Source organism: Streptosporangium sp. NPDC051023, from assembly GCF_040689595.1.
GTDB lineage: Bacteria > Actinomycetota > Actinomycetes > Streptosporangiales > Streptosporangiaceae > Streptosporangium.
Genome location: NZ_JBFBCE010000016.1, coordinates 26,136 through 43,438, shown reverse-complemented (window position 1 = coordinate 43,438; position 17,303 = coordinate 26,136). Strand labels below are relative to the sequence as shown.

The window sequence follows — 17,303 nt, the reverse complement described above, 5'->3', positions numbered from 1 at the left end:
GACGTCCATGAGGGTGCCTAGTATTGCGTTTCTCATACTTTTGTGACCGCCGCCATCCGCTTGACGTTCACCTGAACCGGGTACGTTCTCTGTTTCTCTCTAGAGAACTCCGGCCCGCAGCGGCGATCTTACCGTCCCGGGGGCGCCTCATCCGGGGAACGCGGGGAAAGCCTCCCGGCAGCCCGTTTCCCGGGACTCCCGCCTGTTCAGCGGTGGGTCTCGACGAGTCGGCGGTGCGGATCTACCGTGGAGGTGTGAACGGGATTCAGGTCTTGGAGCTGCTGATCGGAGCCTCCGCGGGCCTGTTCCTGCTCATCAGTGCCGTCGTGGTGCTCCCGGGCAGGATGCGCGCGGGAGCGGCCAGGACCGTCTCGGCGGACGCGGTGTGGTTCGGCGGCCCGTTCCGCTGCGAGCGGGAGGCGAGCGTCTCCGACCAGGTCCTGGTCGGCCGACCGGCGGTCTCCGAGCCGGCGCCGCAGGTCGACTGGGTCGCCCTGGCCGAGCTCGCCGAGCCTGGACGGCGGGTCGGAGGAGCGTCGGCGAGATGGTGACGATGACCGGGACCCTCACCTCGACGCAGGTCCGCGACATCCGGCAGGCGGTGTGCGCGGCGGAGCGCCGCAGTGGTCTCCGCTTCGCCGTCTATCTCGGTCCGGCCGCGGGCCCGTGCCGCCATTTCTCCGAACGGCTGCACGCCGCGCTGGGAGAGGAGGCGGACACCGCCGTGCTCGTGTTCGTCGACCCGGGCGGCAGGGCGGTCGAGGTCGTCACCGGCCCCGCGGCCAGGCTGAGGCTCTCCGACGGAGAGTGTCGTGTCGCCGCTGTCTCGATGGCGACCGCCTTCGACGGCGGGAACCTCGTGGGCGGACTCGTCACCGGAATGTGGCTGCTCGCGGATCTGGCTTCCCGCCGGAGGTGAGCTTCTCGGATAATGCGGGGCGTGCTGAAGATCGTGCGGGGTACGCCGTCGGCCCATGGCTCGCGGGAGGGCGCGGTGCCGCAGGAGCAGGATGAGGTGCTCTCCTACCTCGGCGAGGTCCTGGCGGACGCGCGCGGCGCCAACGGCAGGGCGGACAGGAAGGCCATCGGCCTGCTGGTCGCGGCCGTCCTGTGCGCGGTCGCCGCTGGCATGTGGAAGCCTCAGGAGCTGCCGAGCCAGGTGGAGTGGCTGTGGTGGACCGGGGGGTTCTTCTGCGTGATGGGGATCCTGATGTTCGGCGCGGCGCTTCACCCGCTCAGCGCCGGGTTCGCGGGCAGGACCGTTGAGCGCCGCCGTTCGTACGCCGGCCGCCTGCACGCCTGGAGGCCGCCCGCGGCGGACGCCGACGCGGGTGTCGCCCAGGGCGGAAGGTCGCGCGGAGCCTTCTCCGAGGAGGCGCTCGCCGAGCTGAGGGCCAGGATGAGGGGCCAGGACACCCGGATCAGCGCCGACATGCTCGTGCTGCGGATCAGGAGGCTCAGTGCCGTCGCGCACGCCAAGAACCGCTACATCCGCAGAGGGCTGCTCCTGCTGCTGGTCGCCGCCGTCTGCTGCCTGCTCTCCGTGACCATCGGCCAGGCCCTCCTCGGCGGCTGAGACAGGGCCGAGACACGGCTGAGATGCCCTGAGCGTCCTTTCCGCGCCTCCGGTGACGCCTAGGCTCGGACGAGAGAGGGCGGCCTGTGGCGTGGGCTCAGCGCTCCAGGAGCCGTACCAGATGGGCGGTGATGTCCGCCAGGAGCGTCGAGGGCGTCATCGAGACGGTCGCGATCGCGGAGAACAGGCTGGGCAGGCCGGGAAGCGGGAAGCCGTCGTCCTTCGTGGCCGCGTTGCCCACCTCGTTCTTGCCCAGGATCGTCCGGCTGCGTTCCCAGGCGTCGAGCACCTCCTCGGGGGAGGGCACACCGAACCCGTGGCCGACGGGGGCCGCGTGGCGCAGCCGTACGAGGGGGGTGTCGGCGAACGTCAGCGCGACCCTGGCGCGCATGGCCAGACGCTCGCGGCGGGCGGGCTCGATCCAGTCCATCGCGGCGCACGGGGTGCGGCAGCTCGCCACACAGGTGGCGAGCGCGCCCGCAACCTGGCTGTGCTGACGGTCGAAGTAGGCTCGCCATCCCTCCGCGGGTTCCCCCGCGACGCGCAGGGTCCGGTTGGCCGCCGACTGCTCCGCCTTGGTGTGGTCGCACTCGCGCTCGCCGATGACCCCGAAGCGGCTGCCCGGCGCGGCCAGGCCGCGCGGCCAGCGCACCGGGTCGCCCGCGTTGCCGAGCACCGGTTCGAAGGCGAGCAGCGGGAGGTACTCGCTGGCGATGTGCAGCGCGGCGACCATCGGGCTCAGCTCGCGCCTGTGCCACCGGATCGCGATCACCTCGAGCAGCAGCGCGTACGCGGGCCGCAGCGACTCGAGCGCCCCGCGTGGCTGCTCCTTCGGCGTCTGCGGCATGGTGCACGCCCGCGCCCGCCGTCTCAGGTCGGCCGGTACGGCCCGCGCCTCGGCGGCGAAGTCCTCGGCATCCAGTGAGAGCAGCCGCTGCCCGAACTCGCACACCGCCTCGATCTCGTCCGTCCTGTCCACGACGTCCGCGGCGAGCGCTCCGACGTCGGCGAAGGCGTGCCTTCGTGCCAGGGAGATGAGCAGATCACGTGCCGATTCCACTTGATCACCCTTTCACGGTCGGTGAACGACGGAGATGTCGGCCTGCACAAAGTGTGGTTTTGTGACGTTCTCCCAGGCGGCGCCTATTTTTATCACTTTTTGGCGACGGAGCAGGTATTCGCGGTGATCAGGAGCCTTGCCGGGGGCGGTAGGCCTCCAGATAGGCGCGGACCTTGGCCGCGTGTTCTCGCCACCTCGGCGGGACCCCTCCGGCCTGCCGTACCGTGGCGGCCGAGCTGCGGTAGACGCCGACCAGGTTGAGCGCGGGATCGCCGGGTACGGTCCCCACCTTGGGGCCGAGCGTGCACAGGAACCTGCCCATCGCCGGGATGGCGATCTCGGGTTCCATCGCCCCCGCCCTCGGCGAGCGTGAGTAGCTCGCGGGCAGGTAGGGCGCCAGGACCTCCGGCGTCCAGCGGGCGATGCCGTACTCCTTCGCCACGTCGTCGGCCAGGTCGCGGTCGAACCCGCTCTCAGCCTTGAGCATGGCGGCGATGAGCGCGGGGCTCAGGCCGGGAACGTCGGTGCACCAGGTGCCCGCCTCGACGATCGCGGCGCGGTACTCCGCCGGGATGTCGGTGCCCGGCCGCAGCCATCGCCCGAACCGCTCGCCGTCACGTGTGACGGCGAGCACGTCGCCGCCGCCCCCGACGGCCAGGACCAGGTCGGAAACGGCCACCCCGCGCCGCGCGCGGCGCGGCCCGCGGGGGGTTTGGGGGCCCCCCGCCCCCCCCAGCCCCCCCCCCCCCCCCGTCCGCGGGGCGGGGCCCCCACGACGCCTCCGCCCGCGACGGCCAGGACCAGGGCGGACACGGCCAGCGCGCGTCCCGTTCCCGTCGCGGGCACGCGCCGCTTTCGCTCCTTCGTCCCCGTGAGCCCGCGCCCGCGGGAGACCGCCTTGTCTCCCGCCCCGCGCGCGGGCCGGCCGGCGGACTCGGCCGTCCCCTCGCCCGTCGCCTCCGCCAGGGCGGCGGCGAAGGAGCGGACGTCCGGCCACCGCGCTTCGCGGTCGTCGGCCAGCCCACGGGCGACGACCGCGCCGGTGGGGGAGGGGATCGGCGCCCGTGAGCCGCCCGGCGGCCGGCCGGTGATCAGGTGGTGGGCCACCGCGGCCAGGCCGTACACGTCGGCGCGTCTGTCGGTGGAGAAGCCTGGCCGTAGCTGCTCGGGCGCCATGTAGCCGGGGGTGCCGCCCGGCATCGTGAAACCGGAGGTCTGGGCGAGCTCCCCCGCGATGCCGAGATCGGCGACGATCAGCCGCTCTCCGCCGCCGGGCAGGGAACGGATCAGGATGTTGGCGGGCTTGAGGTCGCGGTGGACGATGCCGTTGTCGTGCAGCGTGGCGATGCCCGCCGCGATCTCGAGAACCTGGCGCACGGCCTCCGCCTGCGGCACGGGGCCACCCTCCAGGCGGTCGCGCAGGGTGCCGCGGTCGGCGTACCCCATCACGAAGAACGGCCGTCCGTCCGGTAGCGCGCCGATGTCGTGCACCTGTACCACGTGAGGGGACTCCGCCCTGCGGATCATCCTGGCCTCCTGGGCGAACCGCCTGCGTATCCGCCGGTGGCCCGCCCAGTGCGCGGCCAGCACCTTCACGGCGACGGGGGCGCTCAGATCGTCGTCGTGCGCGAGCCACACCGTGGCGAACGCGCCCTGGCTGAGAAGCCGCTCGACGCGGTAGCGGCCGATCTTGAGGGGGACTTCCATGCACCTATCGTCACGTGAATGTGACTCTGTGTCAGCAGTTGGGGATTTCCGTGCCGGAGTTGTCCCTGGCCTCGTCGTTGCCCCAGCGGCTGAGGTAGTACGCCGAGACGTAGTCGCGGCCCCCGGTGTCCATGTCGGTCAGCAGCCACCAGTGGTTGTGGGACCCGCTGGTGCCGACCCGGTCGCCCCAGCGCTTGCAGAACACATAGTTCCTGCCCGCGTAGAGGAAACCCCCATGGTAGAAACCGGTCGCGGTGGCGAAGGTGTCCACCCGGTACTTGGTCTCCGCCTGGGCCGAGGGGGCGGCCAGAACGATCGCCGCTCCGGCGAGCAACGCCGTGGCCGCGGTGGCGACGGTGGTGATGCGCATCGTGCTCTTCCTTTCCCTTTCTTTTCTCTGCGGATGGTCACATCCTGCGCAAGGATCGTCGCTGTGAGTATCTGTAAGCTTTCAGGGATCATCATTCAGAGGGGGGAGCAGGTGCTGGAGCTCGCTCCCGGCGAGCACGTCACCTTCGGCAGAGGGCCGGTCGACCTGGTGCTGCCCGACCTCTCGGTCTCCCGGCTCGCCGGGCGGATCGACGCGGTCGACGACTACTGGATGATCTCCAATCTGAGCCGCCGCTCGACCTATGTGGTGGACAACCCCGAGGGAGGCGGCGAGTTCGTCAAGGTCCCGCCGGGACGCGTGCGCGCCCCGATCCCCTTCGAGCTGGCCAGGGTACGGCTTCCCTCGGAGAGGGTGTCGTTCCTGGTGTTCGCCCCGGAACACGTCCTGCTCCACCCGGACGCCCCGAGAAACGGGCAGGAGACCGTGCCGACCTTCCCGCTGGACGTCACCGCGAAGTACTTCCTGATCCTGGTCGCCCTCTGCGAACCCCGGCTGCGCGACCCGTTCTCCAGCGTCATCCCGACCGTTCCGGAGATCATCATCCGTCTCGCCCACCTCGGCCTCGGCCGTTCGGCGGTCAACTTCCACATCGACTATCTCGCGAGGATGAAACTCCGTGTGAAAACGCCGGAGCTGCCGGGCAAGTCGGACTGGCAGCGCGCCGCGCTCGTCTCCCTGGCGCTGCGGCACGACCTGGTGACGACCGAGCACCTGGCGTTGCTTGAGACGCGGAGCCGCACCCTGTCGTGACGGCGTGTCCCGGGAGGGGCCTGGAGGGACCTGGAGGGAAAAGACCCGAAGACGCCGAACGCCCCTCACCGGAACGGTGAGGGGCGTTTCGCGCCGGACCACGAGACCGGGTCCGAAAAGGAGCCGCCGCCGGGTCGGCTCCTGGCGGGGTCAGGCCGTCGAGGCGTCCTTGGCCTGGGCCCGAAGGGCACGGCTGATGCCGTCCGCGCCCTCGACCAGCAGCCGCCGCAGCGCCTGCGGGGGCTGGCTTTCCGAGATCAGGTCCTGGGTCCTGGCCACCGTCTCCGGCGAGATCGCCAGAGCGGGGTAGCAGCCGTTGGCGAAGTTCTGGGCGCTGTCGGAGGTCCAGGACTTCCAGATCCCGCCGACCTCGTCGAAGTACCGCGCGGCGTACGGCTGAAGCAGATCCGGGTGACGCGGGTCCATGAAGCCGAGGATCGTCGAGCGCAACAGGGCACCGCTCAGCCGGCCCTCGGTGATGGCGGCCCACGCGGTGGCCTTGCCCTCGGGCGTCGGGATCGCGGCGCGGGAGAGGGCGGCGGAGCGCTCGCCGGTCGCGGTGGCGTCGCGCAGCAGCTCCTGAGCGACGTCCTCCTCGCCGAGCACACCGGTCGAGACCAGGGCGTGGACCAGCGTCCAGCGCAGGTCGGCGTCCACCGTCAGACCTTCGAGCACGGCCGAGCCGTCCAGCAGGCCCTTCAGGAACGCCACGTCCTCGTCGGAGGACGCGACGGCGGACAGGGCGTTGACATAGGCGAGCTGGTAGTCGGAGCCGGGCTCGGCATCGGCCACCAGGGAGCGCAGGCGGGAGGACAGCAGGGCCAGGCCCTCGGCACGCCACGAGGGGTCGGCGTACTGCTGGACGGCCAGGCGGGCCTGGCGGAGCACCGTCTGGGCAACCGTGATGTCCTTGATCGATGAGACACCCGAGAGCACCAGCGCCACGTAGTCGTGGGTGGACATCTCGGCGTCGCGGGTCATGTCCCAGGCCGCAGACCAGGACAGGGCGCGCGGCAGGGACTCGGTGAACTTCGCGATGCCACCGTCGACCAGGGTCTGCAGCGAACGCTCGTCGAGCCTGACCTTCGCGTAGGTCAGGTCGTCGTCGTTGATCAGGACCAGGTCCGGCTGGACCTCGCCGACCAGCTCGGCCACCGCGGTGCGCGCGCCGACCACGTCGAGCTCGACCCGCCTGGTGCGGACGAGGGCGCCCTCCCGCAGGGAGTACAGGCCGATGGCGATGCGGTGCGAGCGCAGCGTCGGGTAGTCGGCCGGGGCCTCCTGCAGCACGTCGAACTCCAGGAAGCGGCCCTCGGCGTCGGTGGTGAAGGACGGCCGCAGCGTGTTGACCCAGGAGGTCTCGAGCCACTCCTTCGACCACGAGGACAGGTCGCGGCCCGAGGTGCGCTCGAGCGCGCCGAGCAGGTCGGCGAGCGTCGTGTTGCCCCACGCGTGCTCGTTGAAGTAGTCGCGGACGCCGGCCAGGAAGTTGTCGAGGCCGACGTAGGCGACGAGTTGCTTGAGCACCGAGGCGCCCTTGGCGTAGGTGATGCCGTCGAAGTTCACCTCGACCGCGTGCATGTCGACGATGTCGGCGGCGATCGGGTGCGTCGAGGGCAGCTGGTCCTGGCGGTAGGCCCAGGCCTTCTCCACGTTGGCGAACGTCGTCCACGCGCCCTGGCCCCAGCGGGTCGCCTCTGCCTGGCAGAGCACGGAGGCGTAGGTGGCGAACGACTCGTTCAGCCACAGGTCGTCCCACCAGCGCATGGTCACCAGGTCGCCGAACCACATGTGCGCCATCTCGTGCAGGATCGTCTCCGCGCGGCGCTCGATGATCGCGTCGGTGACGCGGGAGCGGAAGACGTAGTCCTCGAGGAAGGTCACGCAGCCCGCGTTCTCCATCGCGCCCGCGTTGAACTCGGGCACGAACAGCTGGTCGTACTTCCCGAACGGGTAGCGGATGCCGAAGACCCTGTGGAAGAAGTCGAAGCCCTGCCGGGTGACCTCGAAGAGGTTGTCCGCGTCGAGGTGCTCGGCGAGCGAGGCCCGGCAGTACAGGCCGAGCGGGATGCCGTCGTGCTCCGAGGTCACCTTGTGGTACGGCCCCGCGCACAGGGCGGTGATGTAGGTGGAGATCACCGGAGTCGCGGGGAAGCGCCAGCGCTTCGCGGCCTGGAGCGTGCCGTGGCGGCCCTGGTGCTCATGGAGCTCCTCGGCCGAGTCGGGAGCCGCGTTGGAGATCACTTCCCAGGACGAGGGTGCGAGCACGGTCAGCTCGAAGGTGGCCTTCAGATCGGGCTGGTCGAAGCAGGTGTACATCCGGTGGGCGTCGGCCGTCTCGAACTGGCTGTGCAGGTAGACGCTCTTGTCGACCGGGTCGACGAAACGGTGCAGGCCCTCGCCGGTGCGCATGTAGGAACAGTCGGCGTCGACGCGCAGCTCGTTGCTCTCCGCCAGGTTCGGCAGCGGCAGCCGCCCGGTCTCCGGGTCGTAGGAGTTCACGTCGAGCTCCGTGCCGTTCAGCACGGCCTTGCGCACCTTGGCACCCGCGAGGTCGATGAATGTCTCCGCGCCCGCACGGGCGACGGTGAAGCGGACCGTGGTGACGCTTTCGAAGCGTTCCTCACCCTCGGTCAGATCGAGCTCCACGACATACGACTGCACACTGATCAGCCGTGCGCGCTCACGCGCCTCTTCACGGGTCAGATTGCCTGCCACTACCGCTCCCTCGTCAACAAATTCCCCCGCTTCGTTGCGAAGGGGTGCCTGAATCCTGCCACGTGAGGCCCTGGATCGTCGCCCCCAGAGGCGGGAGAGTCGACTGTCGGCCACGTTCGAGGATAAAGATGCCGGTCAAGGTAATAACCCGTTATAGGAATAGGAAACTCCGGGTTGTGGGTTGTCGCTCTGCGAAGGAACCTCACGATCAGAAAGCTGAACGATGACTGAGCGCACACCGGTCGATCTCTGGTTCGACCCCTTCTGCCCGTTCGCGTGGATGACGTCCCGCTGGCTGCTGGAAGTGGAGAAGGTGCGGCCCATCGAGCCGCGCTGGCACATCATGAGCCTCAACATCCTGAACAAGGACAAGGATGTGCCGGACGCCTACCGGGAGCTGATCGCCAAGGCCATCGGGCCGGTTCGCGTGGTCGCCGCCGTGCAGGAAAGGTACGACTCGGAGACGGTCGGCAGGCTTTACACCGAGCTCGGCACCCGTTTCCACAACCAGAACAGGCTCGAGGAGCTCGACAAGCTTCGCGAGACCGTCGAGGAGGCGCTCGAGGCCGCGGGACTCGAGCGTGACTTCGCGGACGCGATGGACTCGGAGGAGTTCGACGAGATCCTGCGCGCCTCGCACGATGACGGCATCAACCGGGTCGGCCAGGAGGTCGGCACCCCGGTGATCGCCGTGGAGGGGGTCGCGTTCTTCGGCCCGGTCATCTCTCCCGCGCCGAAGGGAGAGGAGGCCGCCAAGCTCTGGGACGGCGTCAGGCTGGTCGCGGGCATCGACGGGTTCTTCGAGCTCAAGCGCTCCCGTACCCGGCCCCCGATCTTCGACTGATCCCCCTGGTTCGTCCCACGGCCAGGCCGCCCGGAGCGGGGCCGGGCGGGCCGGCCGATCGCTCCAGATATTACGAATTTTTAAGGATCTCAGTAATTTACCGCTTACGGGAGTGCCTCCCCGTACGCTCGTCACGAAGGCGGCCGAGTGCCCGCGAAGGCGGGAGAAGAGCACCGGTCGCGCCGCGACCCCTCACGCGACGCGACGGCACCCCGATGACCTGCGGGGCCTTCGCCTTATGACGATCCGCGCGCGAGGATGAGAGGCATGCGGCACCTTTACCTGAACGGAACGTGGCAGCCGTCGGCGTCCGGTGAGGGCGTCGACGTCGTCAACCCCGCGACCGAGGAGACGATCGACCGGGTGCCCGCGGGGTCGCCCGCCGACGCCGAGGTCGCGGTCGCCGCCGCCCGCGCGGCCCTGCCCTCGTGGTCAGGTACGGCCGCCGCCGAGCGAGGCCGCATCCTCGCCGCGGCGGCCGATCTGATCCGGGACCGTTCCGATCAGATCGCCAGGATCATCGCCACCGACATGGGTGCCCCCTACGGCGTGGCGACGCGGGTGCAGACGCTGATGCCCGCCGAGGTGCTCGCCTCCTACGCCCAGCTCGCCGAGACCTACGACTTCGAGGGCGGGCGGGTCGGTAACTCCCGCATCTTCAGGGAGCCCGCGGGGGTCGTCGCCGCGATCACCCCGTGGAACTACCCGCTCCACCAGATCGTGTGCAAGGTCGGCCCCGCGCTCGCCGCCGGGTGCACGGTGGTGCTCAAGCCCAGCGAGGTCGCCCCGCTCGCCGCCTTCGCACTGGCCGGGATCTTCGACGAGGTCGGGCTGCCCGCCGGGGTCTTCAACATGCTGAGCGGTCACGGCCCCGGGGTGGGGGAGGCACTGGTCACCCACCCCGACGTGGACATGGTTTCGTTCACCGGCTCGACCAGGGCGGGCAGGCGGGTCGCCGCGCTCGCCGCGGAGACCGTCAAGCGCGTCGCCCTCGAACTCGGCGGCAAATCGGCCAGCGTTGTCATGCCGGACGCCGACCTGGCGGTCGCGACCAGGGCGACCGTGGCCAACGCCTTCCTCAACTCCGGCCAGACCTGCTCCGCGTGGACTCGCATGATCGTCCACAGGGACCAGTACGACGAGGCCGTCTGGCTGGCGGTCGAGGCCGCGGGCGAGTACACCGTCGGAGACCCCTTCGACGAGCGCACCCGGCTCGGCCCCCTGGTCTCCGCGGCGCAGCGCGACCGGGTCGTCCGCTACATCAACCGGGGCCAGGAGGAGGGGGCGAGGCTGGTCGCGGGGGGCACGGAGAACCCCCGCGAGCGGGGCTTCTACGTGAGGCCGACCGTGTTCGCCGGGGTCGAGCCCGGCATGGTGATCGAGCAAGAGGAGATCTTCGGCCCGGTTCTGACGATCATCCCCTACAACCGGGGCGAGGACGAGGCCGTCGCCATCGCGAACGGCACCCCGTACGGCCTCGCGGGCGCGGTGTGGGCGGGCGACGAGGAAGGCGCGCTCTCCGTCGCGCGGCGGTTGCGCACCGGCCAGGTGGCCGTCAACGGAGGCCGGTTCAACCCGCGGGCCCCCTTCGGGGGATACAAGCAGTCGGGCGTGGGCCGCGAGCTGGGCGAGTTCGGGCTCGAGGAGTACCTGGAGATCAAGTCGGTCCAGCTTTAGGGCCGTGATCCCGGCTTCGGATGGTCACTGCCTAACGTTCTGGGTAAAACCCTCTGGAAGGCCCCGTAAGGACTCGTAAGGAAAGCGTTGCCTCTGCCGAAGGGCGTCGCATGAAACTGGGCACCACGCGTCTGACCGCGTTCGACCTGGTGATCGCCGCAGGAGGGCTGCTGCTGGTGCTGCTGGCCGTACAGAACCTCGGGCCGGCCGTGGCCGCGTTCCGCGGGGTCGGCACCTGGGGCACCTTCACCGCGCGGCGGGTCGAGTGCGTCGAGCATCCCGGTCACGAGCAGTGCACCTGGCTCGGGGAGTTCAGAGGTGGCCGCGTCGTCCGCCCCGAGGTGGGGTTCTACGGCGGTGACCGGGAGACCTTCACTCCGGGCCAGAGCGTCAGGGCGTTCGACACCGGCCGCCAGGGCCACGTGTACGGTCCCGGCGGCTCCAACGAGTGGATCGTGGTCGTGTTGCTGCTCATCGCCGGTCTCGGTCTCGTGGCCAGGCCGCTGGCCCGCCTGCGGCGGCGTGCCCCGGCGACCTCCGCGTCCCGGGAACCCGCGGAGCCTGCAGAACCCTCAACCCGATAGGCCTCCCGCGCCCCCGCCGTGAGGCGGTCAGCGGGCCTGGAGCAGGACCTTCCTCGCGGTGTCCTTGGCGAGGCGGTCGACGTAGAGCATGCCGTCGAGATGATCGGTCTCGTGCTGGAAACAGCGCGCGAGCAGGCCCCTCGCCCTGAGCTGGACCGGGCGGCCCAGACGGTCGAGGCCGCGCACCGTGACCCCGGCCGCGCGAGGGGTGCTGGCGTAGATCGGGGTGCCGCTCTCCCTCCCGGGGATCGACAGGCAGCCCTCCTCGTCGAGGACCTCCGTGTCGTCGTCGACGGTCAGCACGGGGTTGATGACGTGCCCCTTGCGGTTGCTGCAGTCGTAGACGAAGATCCGCTTCGACACGCCTATCTGCGGCCCGGCCAGGCCGACGCCCTGCGCGGCGTACATCGCGTCGAACATCTCGTCGATCAGGCGGCGCAGCTCGCGGTCGAAGTCGGCGATCGGCTCCGCGGATGTGCGCAGGACCGGATCTCCGACCACTCGGATGTCACGCATGTGGTCTCTCTCTTGTAAGGGCCGAGATAACAAAGTGGCCATTACTTTAGCCGGGGTGGGGGTCGAGACGGCCACTCACACCTGCGAAACTGGGCGGGTGCGTGTCTACATCGGTGCCGACCATGCCGGCTATGAGCTCAAAAACCACATCGTCTCCTGGCTCAAGGAGCACGGTCACGACGTGACGGACTGCGGACCGTTCGTCTACGACGCAGAGGACGACTACCCGCCGTTCGTGCTGCGCGCGGCGGAGGGCGTCGCGGACGACCCCGGCAGCCTGGGGATCGTCATCGGAGGCTCGGGCAACGGCGAGCAGATCGCGGCGAACAAGGTGCGCGGGATCCGCGCGGCCCTGGCCTGGAGCGAGGACACCGCCAAACTCGCCCGCGAGCACAACAACGCCAACGTGGTCAGCGTCGGCTCGCGGATGCACACGCAGGACGAGGCCGTCCGCTTTGTCGAGCTCTTCCTGAGCACCCCCTACTCGGGTGCCGAGCGGCACAACCGCAGGATCGCGCAGCTGACCTCCTACGAGACGATCGGCCAGCTCCCGCCGCTGCCCTAGGGGCTGAGTCCCTAAGGCTGCTTACGGCGCGGGGCCTCCCTGCGCTGCGTCTCGTCCCGCAGGGGCCGCCTGTCGGCGGCATCCTGCTGTTCCTGCGTCGGCCGGGAGACGTCCCGGGCCCGCATCGCGATGATCGCGTTGATCTGCAAGCTCTGCAGTGCCATGCCTCACCATAACCCGCGGTCCCCGCGCGGCAAGGAACGCGCGGGGAACCCGTCTTCGAGGACGGGAGGTCAGGTCAGAAGACCAGACCGGCCCAGGGGGCGGGGGCCCAGGACATCGCGGTCGACAGCTCCCTGACCGCCCCCGCGCGTGACTCGCGCACCAGACCCGCGGCCTGCGGCGCCGTGAGCGGACGACCGCCCAGATAGGCCGCCCCCAGCACGGAGACGGGCAGGGTCAGGTCCGCGGCGGCCTCGTCCGCCGGGACGCACCGGGCGCCCGAGGTGTCCGCGGAAAGCCGCCAGCGGCGGGCGTTCCACGGGCAGACCGTGTCCTCGACCTCGATCACCACGTCCACGGGCGCCGAGTAGCGGCGCGAGGCGAGCGCCCGCTCGACGTCCACCAGACGGATCCACAACTCGTCGACCCAACCGGCGTTGAGGTGGCGCGGTTCGGCGAGCAGGTGGATCAGCGGGTCGTCCACGGGCCGTTGTGCGACCTTGACCCTGGAGACCAGGTCGCGGTCGAGCACGTGCCGCCAGAGCAGGGCGTAGGCGGCGGGGTCGAGGCCGAACAGTTCCTTGAGCCGCAGCTCGCTGTCCGGCACGTCGTGAGCGGTGAAGCTCAACCTGATCCGGAAGAGCGCGTAGCCGCGGGGACCCTCGTCGTCCTCGACGACCACGGCGCGTAGCGGCCCCGCGCCGCCCTGGTCCGACTCGTGGTCGGCCAGCACCACGTTCCAGCGGGCCTGCGTGCGAGCGTAGAGCCCGGGACGGCTGTCGAGCACGGCCTCGAAGATCTTCTCGAAGAGGCTCCTGGCCTCGGTGGGGCTGACGACGCGCAGCCGTAGCGAGGGGTCGGTGGGAGCGTGCTTGACGAAGGCGGAACCGTGGGTGGGGATGTCGAAGAAGAGGTTGTCGGTGGCCCTGCCGTACCCGAAACGGCCGTAGATCGCCGCCTCGGAGGCGTAGAGCGCGGCGACCGCCTCGCCGCGCTCGCGGATGTCGTTCAGCTGGCGGGTCATGAGGCTGGACAGGATGCCCCTGCGGCGGTGTGAGGGCAGCACGCCGACCGCGGTGACGCCCGCGACCGGAATCGGCCCGCCGGGCGCCGTCATGGTGAAGCTGCAGACGCAGGTGGCGCCTACGAGCTGGTGGCCGTCGAATGCGCCGAGCGTGCGGTCGAACTCCACCAGCCCCCTGACGAGCTCCGTCCTCTCCGGAGGGATGGGATGACCGAAAGCCTCCTCGTCCACCTTTATCCAGGTGGAGTGGTCGTTTTCGGTCAAGGGGCGCAGGCTAAGACTCATTTTTCCTACGGTAGAGGGGGCAAACCATCCCGGCCATTCAATATCCGCCCTTAATGATCAAGGCATTGGTCAAGTGGGCTGCCCAAACGGGGGATAGACCGATACAGTCGAGCGCATCATGAGTTCCCGTCCGGTGCCGCTGATCCCTCCGGCGCTCCGTGCGTTCCTGGTGCGGGTGCCCTTCCTGGTGCCCGTCGTACGCTTCCTGCGCCGCGGGCCGCTGGCCCGTGACCGTAATCTGCTCATCACGTTGATCGTGCTCACCCTGGTCCTCGGCGGACTCGCCGCCAGGGTCTCGGCGGAGTGGTTCTCGCCCGCGCTCATGATCCCGATCACCCTCGTCGGCGGACTCCAGCTCAGGCTCCGCAGCCTGGCCAAGCTGCTGTGCGCGGTCGCCGTCTCCCTCCTCTACGTGGGGATCACGCGCGGGATCGGGCACATCGGCCCTGGTCTGCTCGCCACCTTCGGGTTCACCAGCGTGCTCGCCGCGCTGATGGCCCGAACCAGGGGCAAGCTCGGCGTTCAGGGCCTGCGCGGCGACGTGATGCTGCTCGAGCTGCGCGACCGGCTCAAGCGTCAGAGCGAGCTGCCCAGGCTGCCCAAGGACTGGGACTCACGGGTCGTCCTGAACCAGGCGGGCGGGTCCTCCTTCGGCGGAGACTTCCTGGTCTCCATGCGCGAGGGCGACACGGTCGAGCTCGCCCTCGTCGACGTCTCAGGCAAGGGGGTCGACGCGGGAACCAGGGCGCTGATGCTGTCGGGGACCTTCGGTGGCCTGCTCGGCTCCGTCTCCGACTTCCTGGCCGCCTGCAACACCTATCTGCACCGCCAGCGCGAAGCGGAGGGCTTCGTCACGGCCGTCCACGTGCGGCTCAACCTCGCGACGGGCGAATACGTGATCACCTCGGCGGGGCACCCGCCGGTGGTCAAGTTCGAGTCGGGCGCGGGCACCTGGCGGGTCTCACCGGCGAAGGGCGTGGTCCTCGGAGTCGTCCCCGACCTGCACTGCGAGCCGGACCGGGGGATGCTCCGCAAGGGCGACGCGCTCATGCTCTACACCGACGGGCTGATCGAGCAGCCGGGCCGCGACATCGACTCGGGCCTCGACCGGCTGCTGGGGGAGGCGGAGCGACTGCTGCCCTCGGGCTTCCGCAGCGGCGCTCACAACCTGGTCGCCTCCATGTCCGCCGGGCACAACGACGACTGCGCGCTGATCCTCATCTGGCGTCCCTGAACGATCAGGCCTCCCCGGACGGTGTGTCCCGGCGGAGGCCGTCAAAGCCACCCGGAGTCGCTGGCGATGCGCACGGCGTCGAGGCGGCTGCGGGCCTGGGTCTTGCACATGATCCGCGACAGATGGTTGCGGACCGTTCCAACGGAGAGGAAGAGCTGGTCGGCGATCTCGTTGGACCGCGCCCCCAGGGCGGCCAGTCTGAGCACGTCCATCTCCCTGCGGGTCAGCGGGTTCTCCGCGAGCTCCAGGGCGGCGACGGCGAGCTCGGGATCCACCGTCCTGTGCCCGGCCGCGACCCTGCGGACACCCGCGGAGAGCTGCTCCGGGCTGACGCTCAGGCTCATGAACCCGAGCGCGTGCACGGCGAAGGCCCTGCGGACCTGGCTCGGCTTCGGGCGGTGAGCCATCAGCAGAATCCCGCAGCCGGGGGCGTCCTGGTGCAACCTGAGCGCCACGGTGAACCCGTCGGCGCCCGGGAGGTCCAGGTCGATGACCGCCGTTTCCGGCTCGTGCTCCAGGACAGCGGCCACGACGGCCTCCCCGTCGCCGACCTCGGCGACGACCTCCAGATCGGCCTCGCACTCCAGCGAGGCCACCAGGCCTCGACGGACCACGGGCCGGTGCTCGGCAACCAGGATCCCGATCACGTTCTTTCCGTCCCCGCTTTCTCACTGGGTCACCAAATGGTCGCTCACTGTCAACGAAGTCTGTCTGTTCGGCAAAGCCCGCGCAAGTGGCCGTTCGGGAAGGCGTACTTCTCACCGAGCCTGGGCCCGCGATAATTCGGCTAATGTCTTAGGGGCGTTGTCCGTGGCTCCGCGACCGGGGGGATGAACCTGTGAGCTGGTTCTTCGGGATCGCCGTCTTCTTCTTCGGGCTGATGGCGTCGATCGCGTTGCACGAGGTGGGTCACCTGGTGCCGGCGAAGCTGTTCGGCGTCAAGGTCACCCAGTACATGGTCGGTTTCGGCCAGACGATGTGGTCGCGTCACAAGGGCGGGACCGAGTACGGCGTGAAGTGGATCCCGCTCGGCGGCTACATCCGGATGATCGGCATGCTTCCGCCCAGGCCGACCGACGACCCCAACAAGCTGCGCGCGGTCTCGACCGGCCCGTGGCGGGCCCTGATCGAGAACGCCCGTGAGGTGGCGCTCGAGGAGGTCAAGCCGGGCGACGAGGACCGGGTCTTCTACCGCAAGCCGTGGTGGCAGAAGGTCATCATCATGGCCGGTGGTCCCGCGATGAACTTCGTGCTGGCCTTCGTCCTGTTCGCCGTCGTGATGATGGGCTTCGGCGTCGCCGTGCAGAAGACGCAGGTCGCCTCGGTCCCCGCGTGCGTGAAGACCACCGCCGAGTACGCCAAGAACGCCACGTGCACCTCGGCCGACAAGCCGAGCCCCGCCGCGGCGGCCGGCCTCAAACCGGGTGACGTCATCGTGTCGGTCGCGGGCAAGCCGACCGCGACCTGGGAGGCGGCGACACGGGCCATCCGCGGCCACGGCGCGGGGACCGTCGCGATCGGGATCAAGCGGGCCGGGCAGCCGATGACCCTGAACGCCACCCTCATCGCCCAGGACCGGGAGTCGCTGGACGAGCCGGGCAAGATCGACAAGGCCGTCGGCTACCTGGGGGTCAGCCCCACGACGGTCGTCGAACGGCAGAGCCTCGGAGCCGTGACCACCCAGATGTGGAACCTCACCTCGGCGACCGCCGGTTCGCTGCTGCGCTTCCCCGAGAAGATGGTCGGCGTCTGGAACGCCGCCTTCTCCGGTCAGGAGCGCGACAAGAACGGCCCGATCGGCATCATCGGCGCCGGCCGTATCGGCGGGGAGATCGCGGCCTCCGCGGCCCCGCTGGAGAACAAGATCGTCACCTTCATCAACCTCCTCGCGGGGTTCAACCTGGCGATCGGCCTGTTCAACCTGGTCCCGCTGCTTCCGCTCGACGGCGGTCACATCGCGGGCGGCCTGTGGGAGGGGCTCAAGCGCGCCTTCGCCCGGGTGACCCGCCGTCCCCTTCCCGGGCACGTCGACATCGCCAAGGCGCTTCCACTGACCTACGCGATCGCCTTCGTGATGGTCATCATGGCGGGACTGCTGATGTACGCCGACCTGGTCAACCCGGTCCGCCTGTCCGGCTGAGCCCGGCGGGCAGGGCACGTGCGCCCGTGCGGGCCATATCCGCCGTTGAGGCCGCGCGCCGGTAAGGTTA

Annotated in this window: 19 protein-coding genes; 10 read left to right on the top strand and 9 right to left on the bottom strand. The window is 69.9% G+C overall.

The window, feature by feature from the left end; genetic code table 11:
• Positions 1-254 precede the first annotated feature (254 nt).
• From AB0395_RS13185 to AB0395_RS13175, 3 genes are read left to right on the top strand one after another with little or no spacing between them, the layout of a single operon-like run.
• On the top strand, positions 255-551 hold the full coding sequence (locus tag AB0395_RS13185; RefSeq protein WP_366280234.1) for a hypothetical protein: 297 nt from the start codon (positions 255-257) through the stop codon (positions 549-551).
• Entirely contained in the window at positions 545-919 is a 375-nt protein-coding gene (locus AB0395_RS13180) for a DUF5130 family protein (RefSeq protein ID WP_366280231.1), read from the top strand. The genes AB0395_RS13185 and AB0395_RS13180 overlap by 7 nt, the downstream gene beginning before the upstream one ends.
• A gap of 21 nt (positions 920-940) precedes the next feature.
• Positions 941-1,576, top strand: a complete 636-nt coding sequence (locus AB0395_RS13175) for a hypothetical protein (protein WP_366280228.1) — start codon at positions 941-943, stop codon at positions 1,574-1,576.
• Positions 1,577-1,673: 97 nt separating this feature from the next.
• Here AB0395_RS13175 and AB0395_RS13170 read toward each other — a convergent pair whose 3' ends face one another.
• The 4 genes from AB0395_RS13170 to AB0395_RS13155 all read right to left on the bottom strand — a co-directional run bounded on the left by AB0395_RS13170 (position 1,674) and on the right by AB0395_RS13155 (position 4,713).
• On the bottom strand, positions 1,674-2,636 hold the full coding sequence (locus AB0395_RS13170; protein WP_366280225.1) for a hypothetical protein: 963 nt from the start codon (positions 2,634-2,636) through the stop codon (positions 1,674-1,676).
• 127 nt (positions 2,637-2,763) lie between these two features.
• Entirely contained in the window at positions 2,764-3,123 is a 360-nt protein-coding gene (locus AB0395_RS13165; RefSeq protein ID WP_366280222.1) for a hypothetical protein, read from the bottom strand.
• 20 nt (positions 3,124-3,143) lie between these two features.
• A complete protein-coding gene (locus tag AB0395_RS13160) occupies positions 3,144-4,343 on the bottom strand; it encodes a serine/threonine-protein kinase (RefSeq protein ID WP_366280219.1) in 1,200 nt (399 codons plus the stop codon).
• Positions 4,344-4,374: 31 nt separating this feature from the next.
• On the bottom strand, positions 4,375-4,713 hold the full coding sequence (locus AB0395_RS13155) for a hypothetical protein (protein WP_366280216.1): 339 nt from the start codon (positions 4,711-4,713) through the stop codon (positions 4,375-4,377).
• Between the two features lie 63 nt (positions 4,714-4,776).
• Here AB0395_RS13155 and AB0395_RS13150 point away from each other — a divergent pair, with 63 nt between their 5' ends.
• A complete protein-coding gene (locus AB0395_RS13150; protein WP_366280214.1) occupies positions 4,777-5,484 on the top strand; it encodes an FHA domain-containing protein in 708 nt (235 codons plus the stop codon).
• 150 nt (positions 5,485-5,634) lie between these two features.
• Here AB0395_RS13150 and pepN read toward each other — a convergent pair whose 3' ends face one another.
• Positions 5,635-8,202: an aminopeptidase N gene (pepN, locus tag AB0395_RS13145; RefSeq protein ID WP_366280211.1), complete on the bottom strand. Its 2,568-nt coding sequence runs from the start codon at positions 8,200-8,202 to the stop codon at positions 5,635-5,637.
• A 223-nt stretch (positions 8,203-8,425) separates the two neighbouring features.
• On the opposite strand from pepN, the gene AB0395_RS13140 reads away from it, so the two are divergent.
• The 3 genes from AB0395_RS13140 to AB0395_RS13130 all read left to right on the top strand — a co-directional run bounded on the left by AB0395_RS13140 (position 8,426) and on the right by AB0395_RS13130 (position 11,307).
• Entirely contained in the window at positions 8,426-9,046 is a 621-nt protein-coding gene (locus AB0395_RS13140; RefSeq protein WP_366280208.1) for a disulfide bond formation protein DsbA, read from the top strand.
• A 267-nt stretch (positions 9,047-9,313) separates the two neighbouring features.
• The gene (locus tag AB0395_RS13135; RefSeq protein WP_366280205.1) at positions 9,314-10,723 is read left to right on the top strand and encodes an aldehyde dehydrogenase family protein; all 1,410 of its coding nucleotides are present in this window, start codon (positions 9,314-9,316) and stop codon (positions 10,721-10,723) included.
• A gap of 110 nt (positions 10,724-10,833) precedes the next feature.
• Complete coding sequence (locus AB0395_RS13130; RefSeq protein WP_366280202.1) at positions 10,834-11,307, top strand: hypothetical protein; 474 nt, start codon at positions 10,834-10,836, stop codon at positions 11,305-11,307.
• 27 nt (positions 11,308-11,334) lie between these two features.
• On the opposite strand, the gene def is transcribed toward AB0395_RS13130, so the two are convergent.
• Positions 11,335-11,823 (bottom strand): peptide deformylase, encoded by a 489-nt coding sequence (gene def, locus AB0395_RS13125; RefSeq protein WP_366280198.1) that lies wholly within the window; start codon positions 11,821-11,823, stop codon positions 11,335-11,337.
• A gap of 97 nt (positions 11,824-11,920) precedes the next feature.
• Between def and AB0395_RS13120 the strand changes: the two genes are divergently transcribed.
• Positions 11,921-12,388, top strand: coding sequence for a ribose-5-phosphate isomerase (locus AB0395_RS13120; protein WP_366280195.1), 468 nt, complete (start codon positions 11,921-11,923; stop codon positions 12,386-12,388).
• 11 nt (positions 12,389-12,399) lie between these two features.
• Here AB0395_RS13120 and AB0395_RS13115 read toward each other — a convergent pair whose 3' ends face one another.
• Positions 12,400-12,552, bottom strand: coding sequence for a hypothetical protein (locus AB0395_RS13115; RefSeq protein WP_366280192.1), 153 nt, complete (start codon positions 12,550-12,552; stop codon positions 12,400-12,402).
• A 74-nt stretch (positions 12,553-12,626) separates the two neighbouring features.
• Positions 12,627-13,859, bottom strand: coding sequence for a GNAT family N-acetyltransferase (locus AB0395_RS13110; protein WP_366280189.1), 1,233 nt, complete (start codon positions 13,857-13,859; stop codon positions 12,627-12,629).
• A 118-nt stretch (positions 13,860-13,977) separates the two neighbouring features.
• On the opposite strand from AB0395_RS13110, the gene AB0395_RS13105 reads away from it, so the two are divergent.
• Complete coding sequence (locus tag AB0395_RS13105) at positions 13,978-15,093, top strand: PP2C family protein-serine/threonine phosphatase (RefSeq protein ID WP_366280186.1); 1,116 nt, start codon at positions 13,978-13,980, stop codon at positions 15,091-15,093.
• A gap of 41 nt (positions 15,094-15,134) precedes the next feature.
• Here AB0395_RS13105 and AB0395_RS13100 read toward each other — a convergent pair whose 3' ends face one another.
• Entirely contained in the window at positions 15,135-15,740 is a 606-nt protein-coding gene (locus AB0395_RS13100; protein WP_366280183.1) for a response regulator transcription factor, read from the bottom strand.
• 191 nt (positions 15,741-15,931) lie between these two features.
• Here AB0395_RS13100 and AB0395_RS13095 point away from each other — a divergent pair, with 191 nt between their 5' ends.
• Positions 15,932-17,233 carry a site-2 protease family protein gene (locus AB0395_RS13095; protein WP_366280180.1) on the top strand — a complete coding sequence of 434 codons (1,302 nt, stop codon included), beginning with the start codon at positions 15,932-15,934 and terminating at the stop codon, positions 17,231-17,233.
• Positions 17,234-17,303 lie beyond the last annotated feature (70 nt).

Bases quoted from the DNA above. Each gene is read 5' to 3' on its own strand.
- AB0395_RS13180 (WP_366280231.1), top strand. From the start codon at position 545: ATGGTGACGATGACCGGGACCCTCACCTCGACGCAGGTCCGCGACATC.
- AB0395_RS13165 (WP_366280222.1), bottom strand. From the start codon at position 3,123: ATGCTCAAGGCTGAGAGCGGGTTCGACCGCGACCTGGCCGACGACGTG.
- AB0395_RS13160 (WP_366280219.1), bottom strand. From the start codon at position 4,343: ATGGAAGTCCCCCTCAAGATCGGCCGCTACCGCGTCGAGCGGCTTCTC.
- AB0395_RS13155 (WP_366280216.1), bottom strand. From the start codon at position 4,713: ATGCGCATCACCACCGTCGCCACCGCGGCCACGGCGTTGCTCGCCGGA.
- AB0395_RS13140 (WP_366280208.1), top strand. From the start codon at position 8,426: ATGACTGAGCGCACACCGGTCGATCTCTGGTTCGACCCCTTCTGCCCG.
- AB0395_RS13135 (WP_366280205.1), top strand. From the start codon at position 9,314: ATGCGGCACCTTTACCTGAACGGAACGTGGCAGCCGTCGGCGTCCGGT.
- AB0395_RS13130 (WP_366280202.1), top strand. From the start codon at position 10,834: ATGAAACTGGGCACCACGCGTCTGACCGCGTTCGACCTGGTGATCGCC.
- def (WP_366280198.1), bottom strand. From the start codon at position 11,823: ATGCGTGACATCCGAGTGGTCGGAGATCCGGTCCTGCGCACATCCGCG.
- AB0395_RS13115 (WP_366280192.1), bottom strand. From the start codon at position 12,552: ATGGCACTGCAGAGCTTGCAGATCAACGCGATCATCGCGATGCGGGCC.
- AB0395_RS13110 (WP_366280189.1), bottom strand. From the start codon at position 13,859: ATGAGTCTTAGCCTGCGCCCCTTGACCGAAAACGACCACTCCACCTGG.
- AB0395_RS13105 (WP_366280186.1), top strand. From the start codon at position 13,978: ATGAGTTCCCGTCCGGTGCCGCTGATCCCTCCGGCGCTCCGTGCGTTC.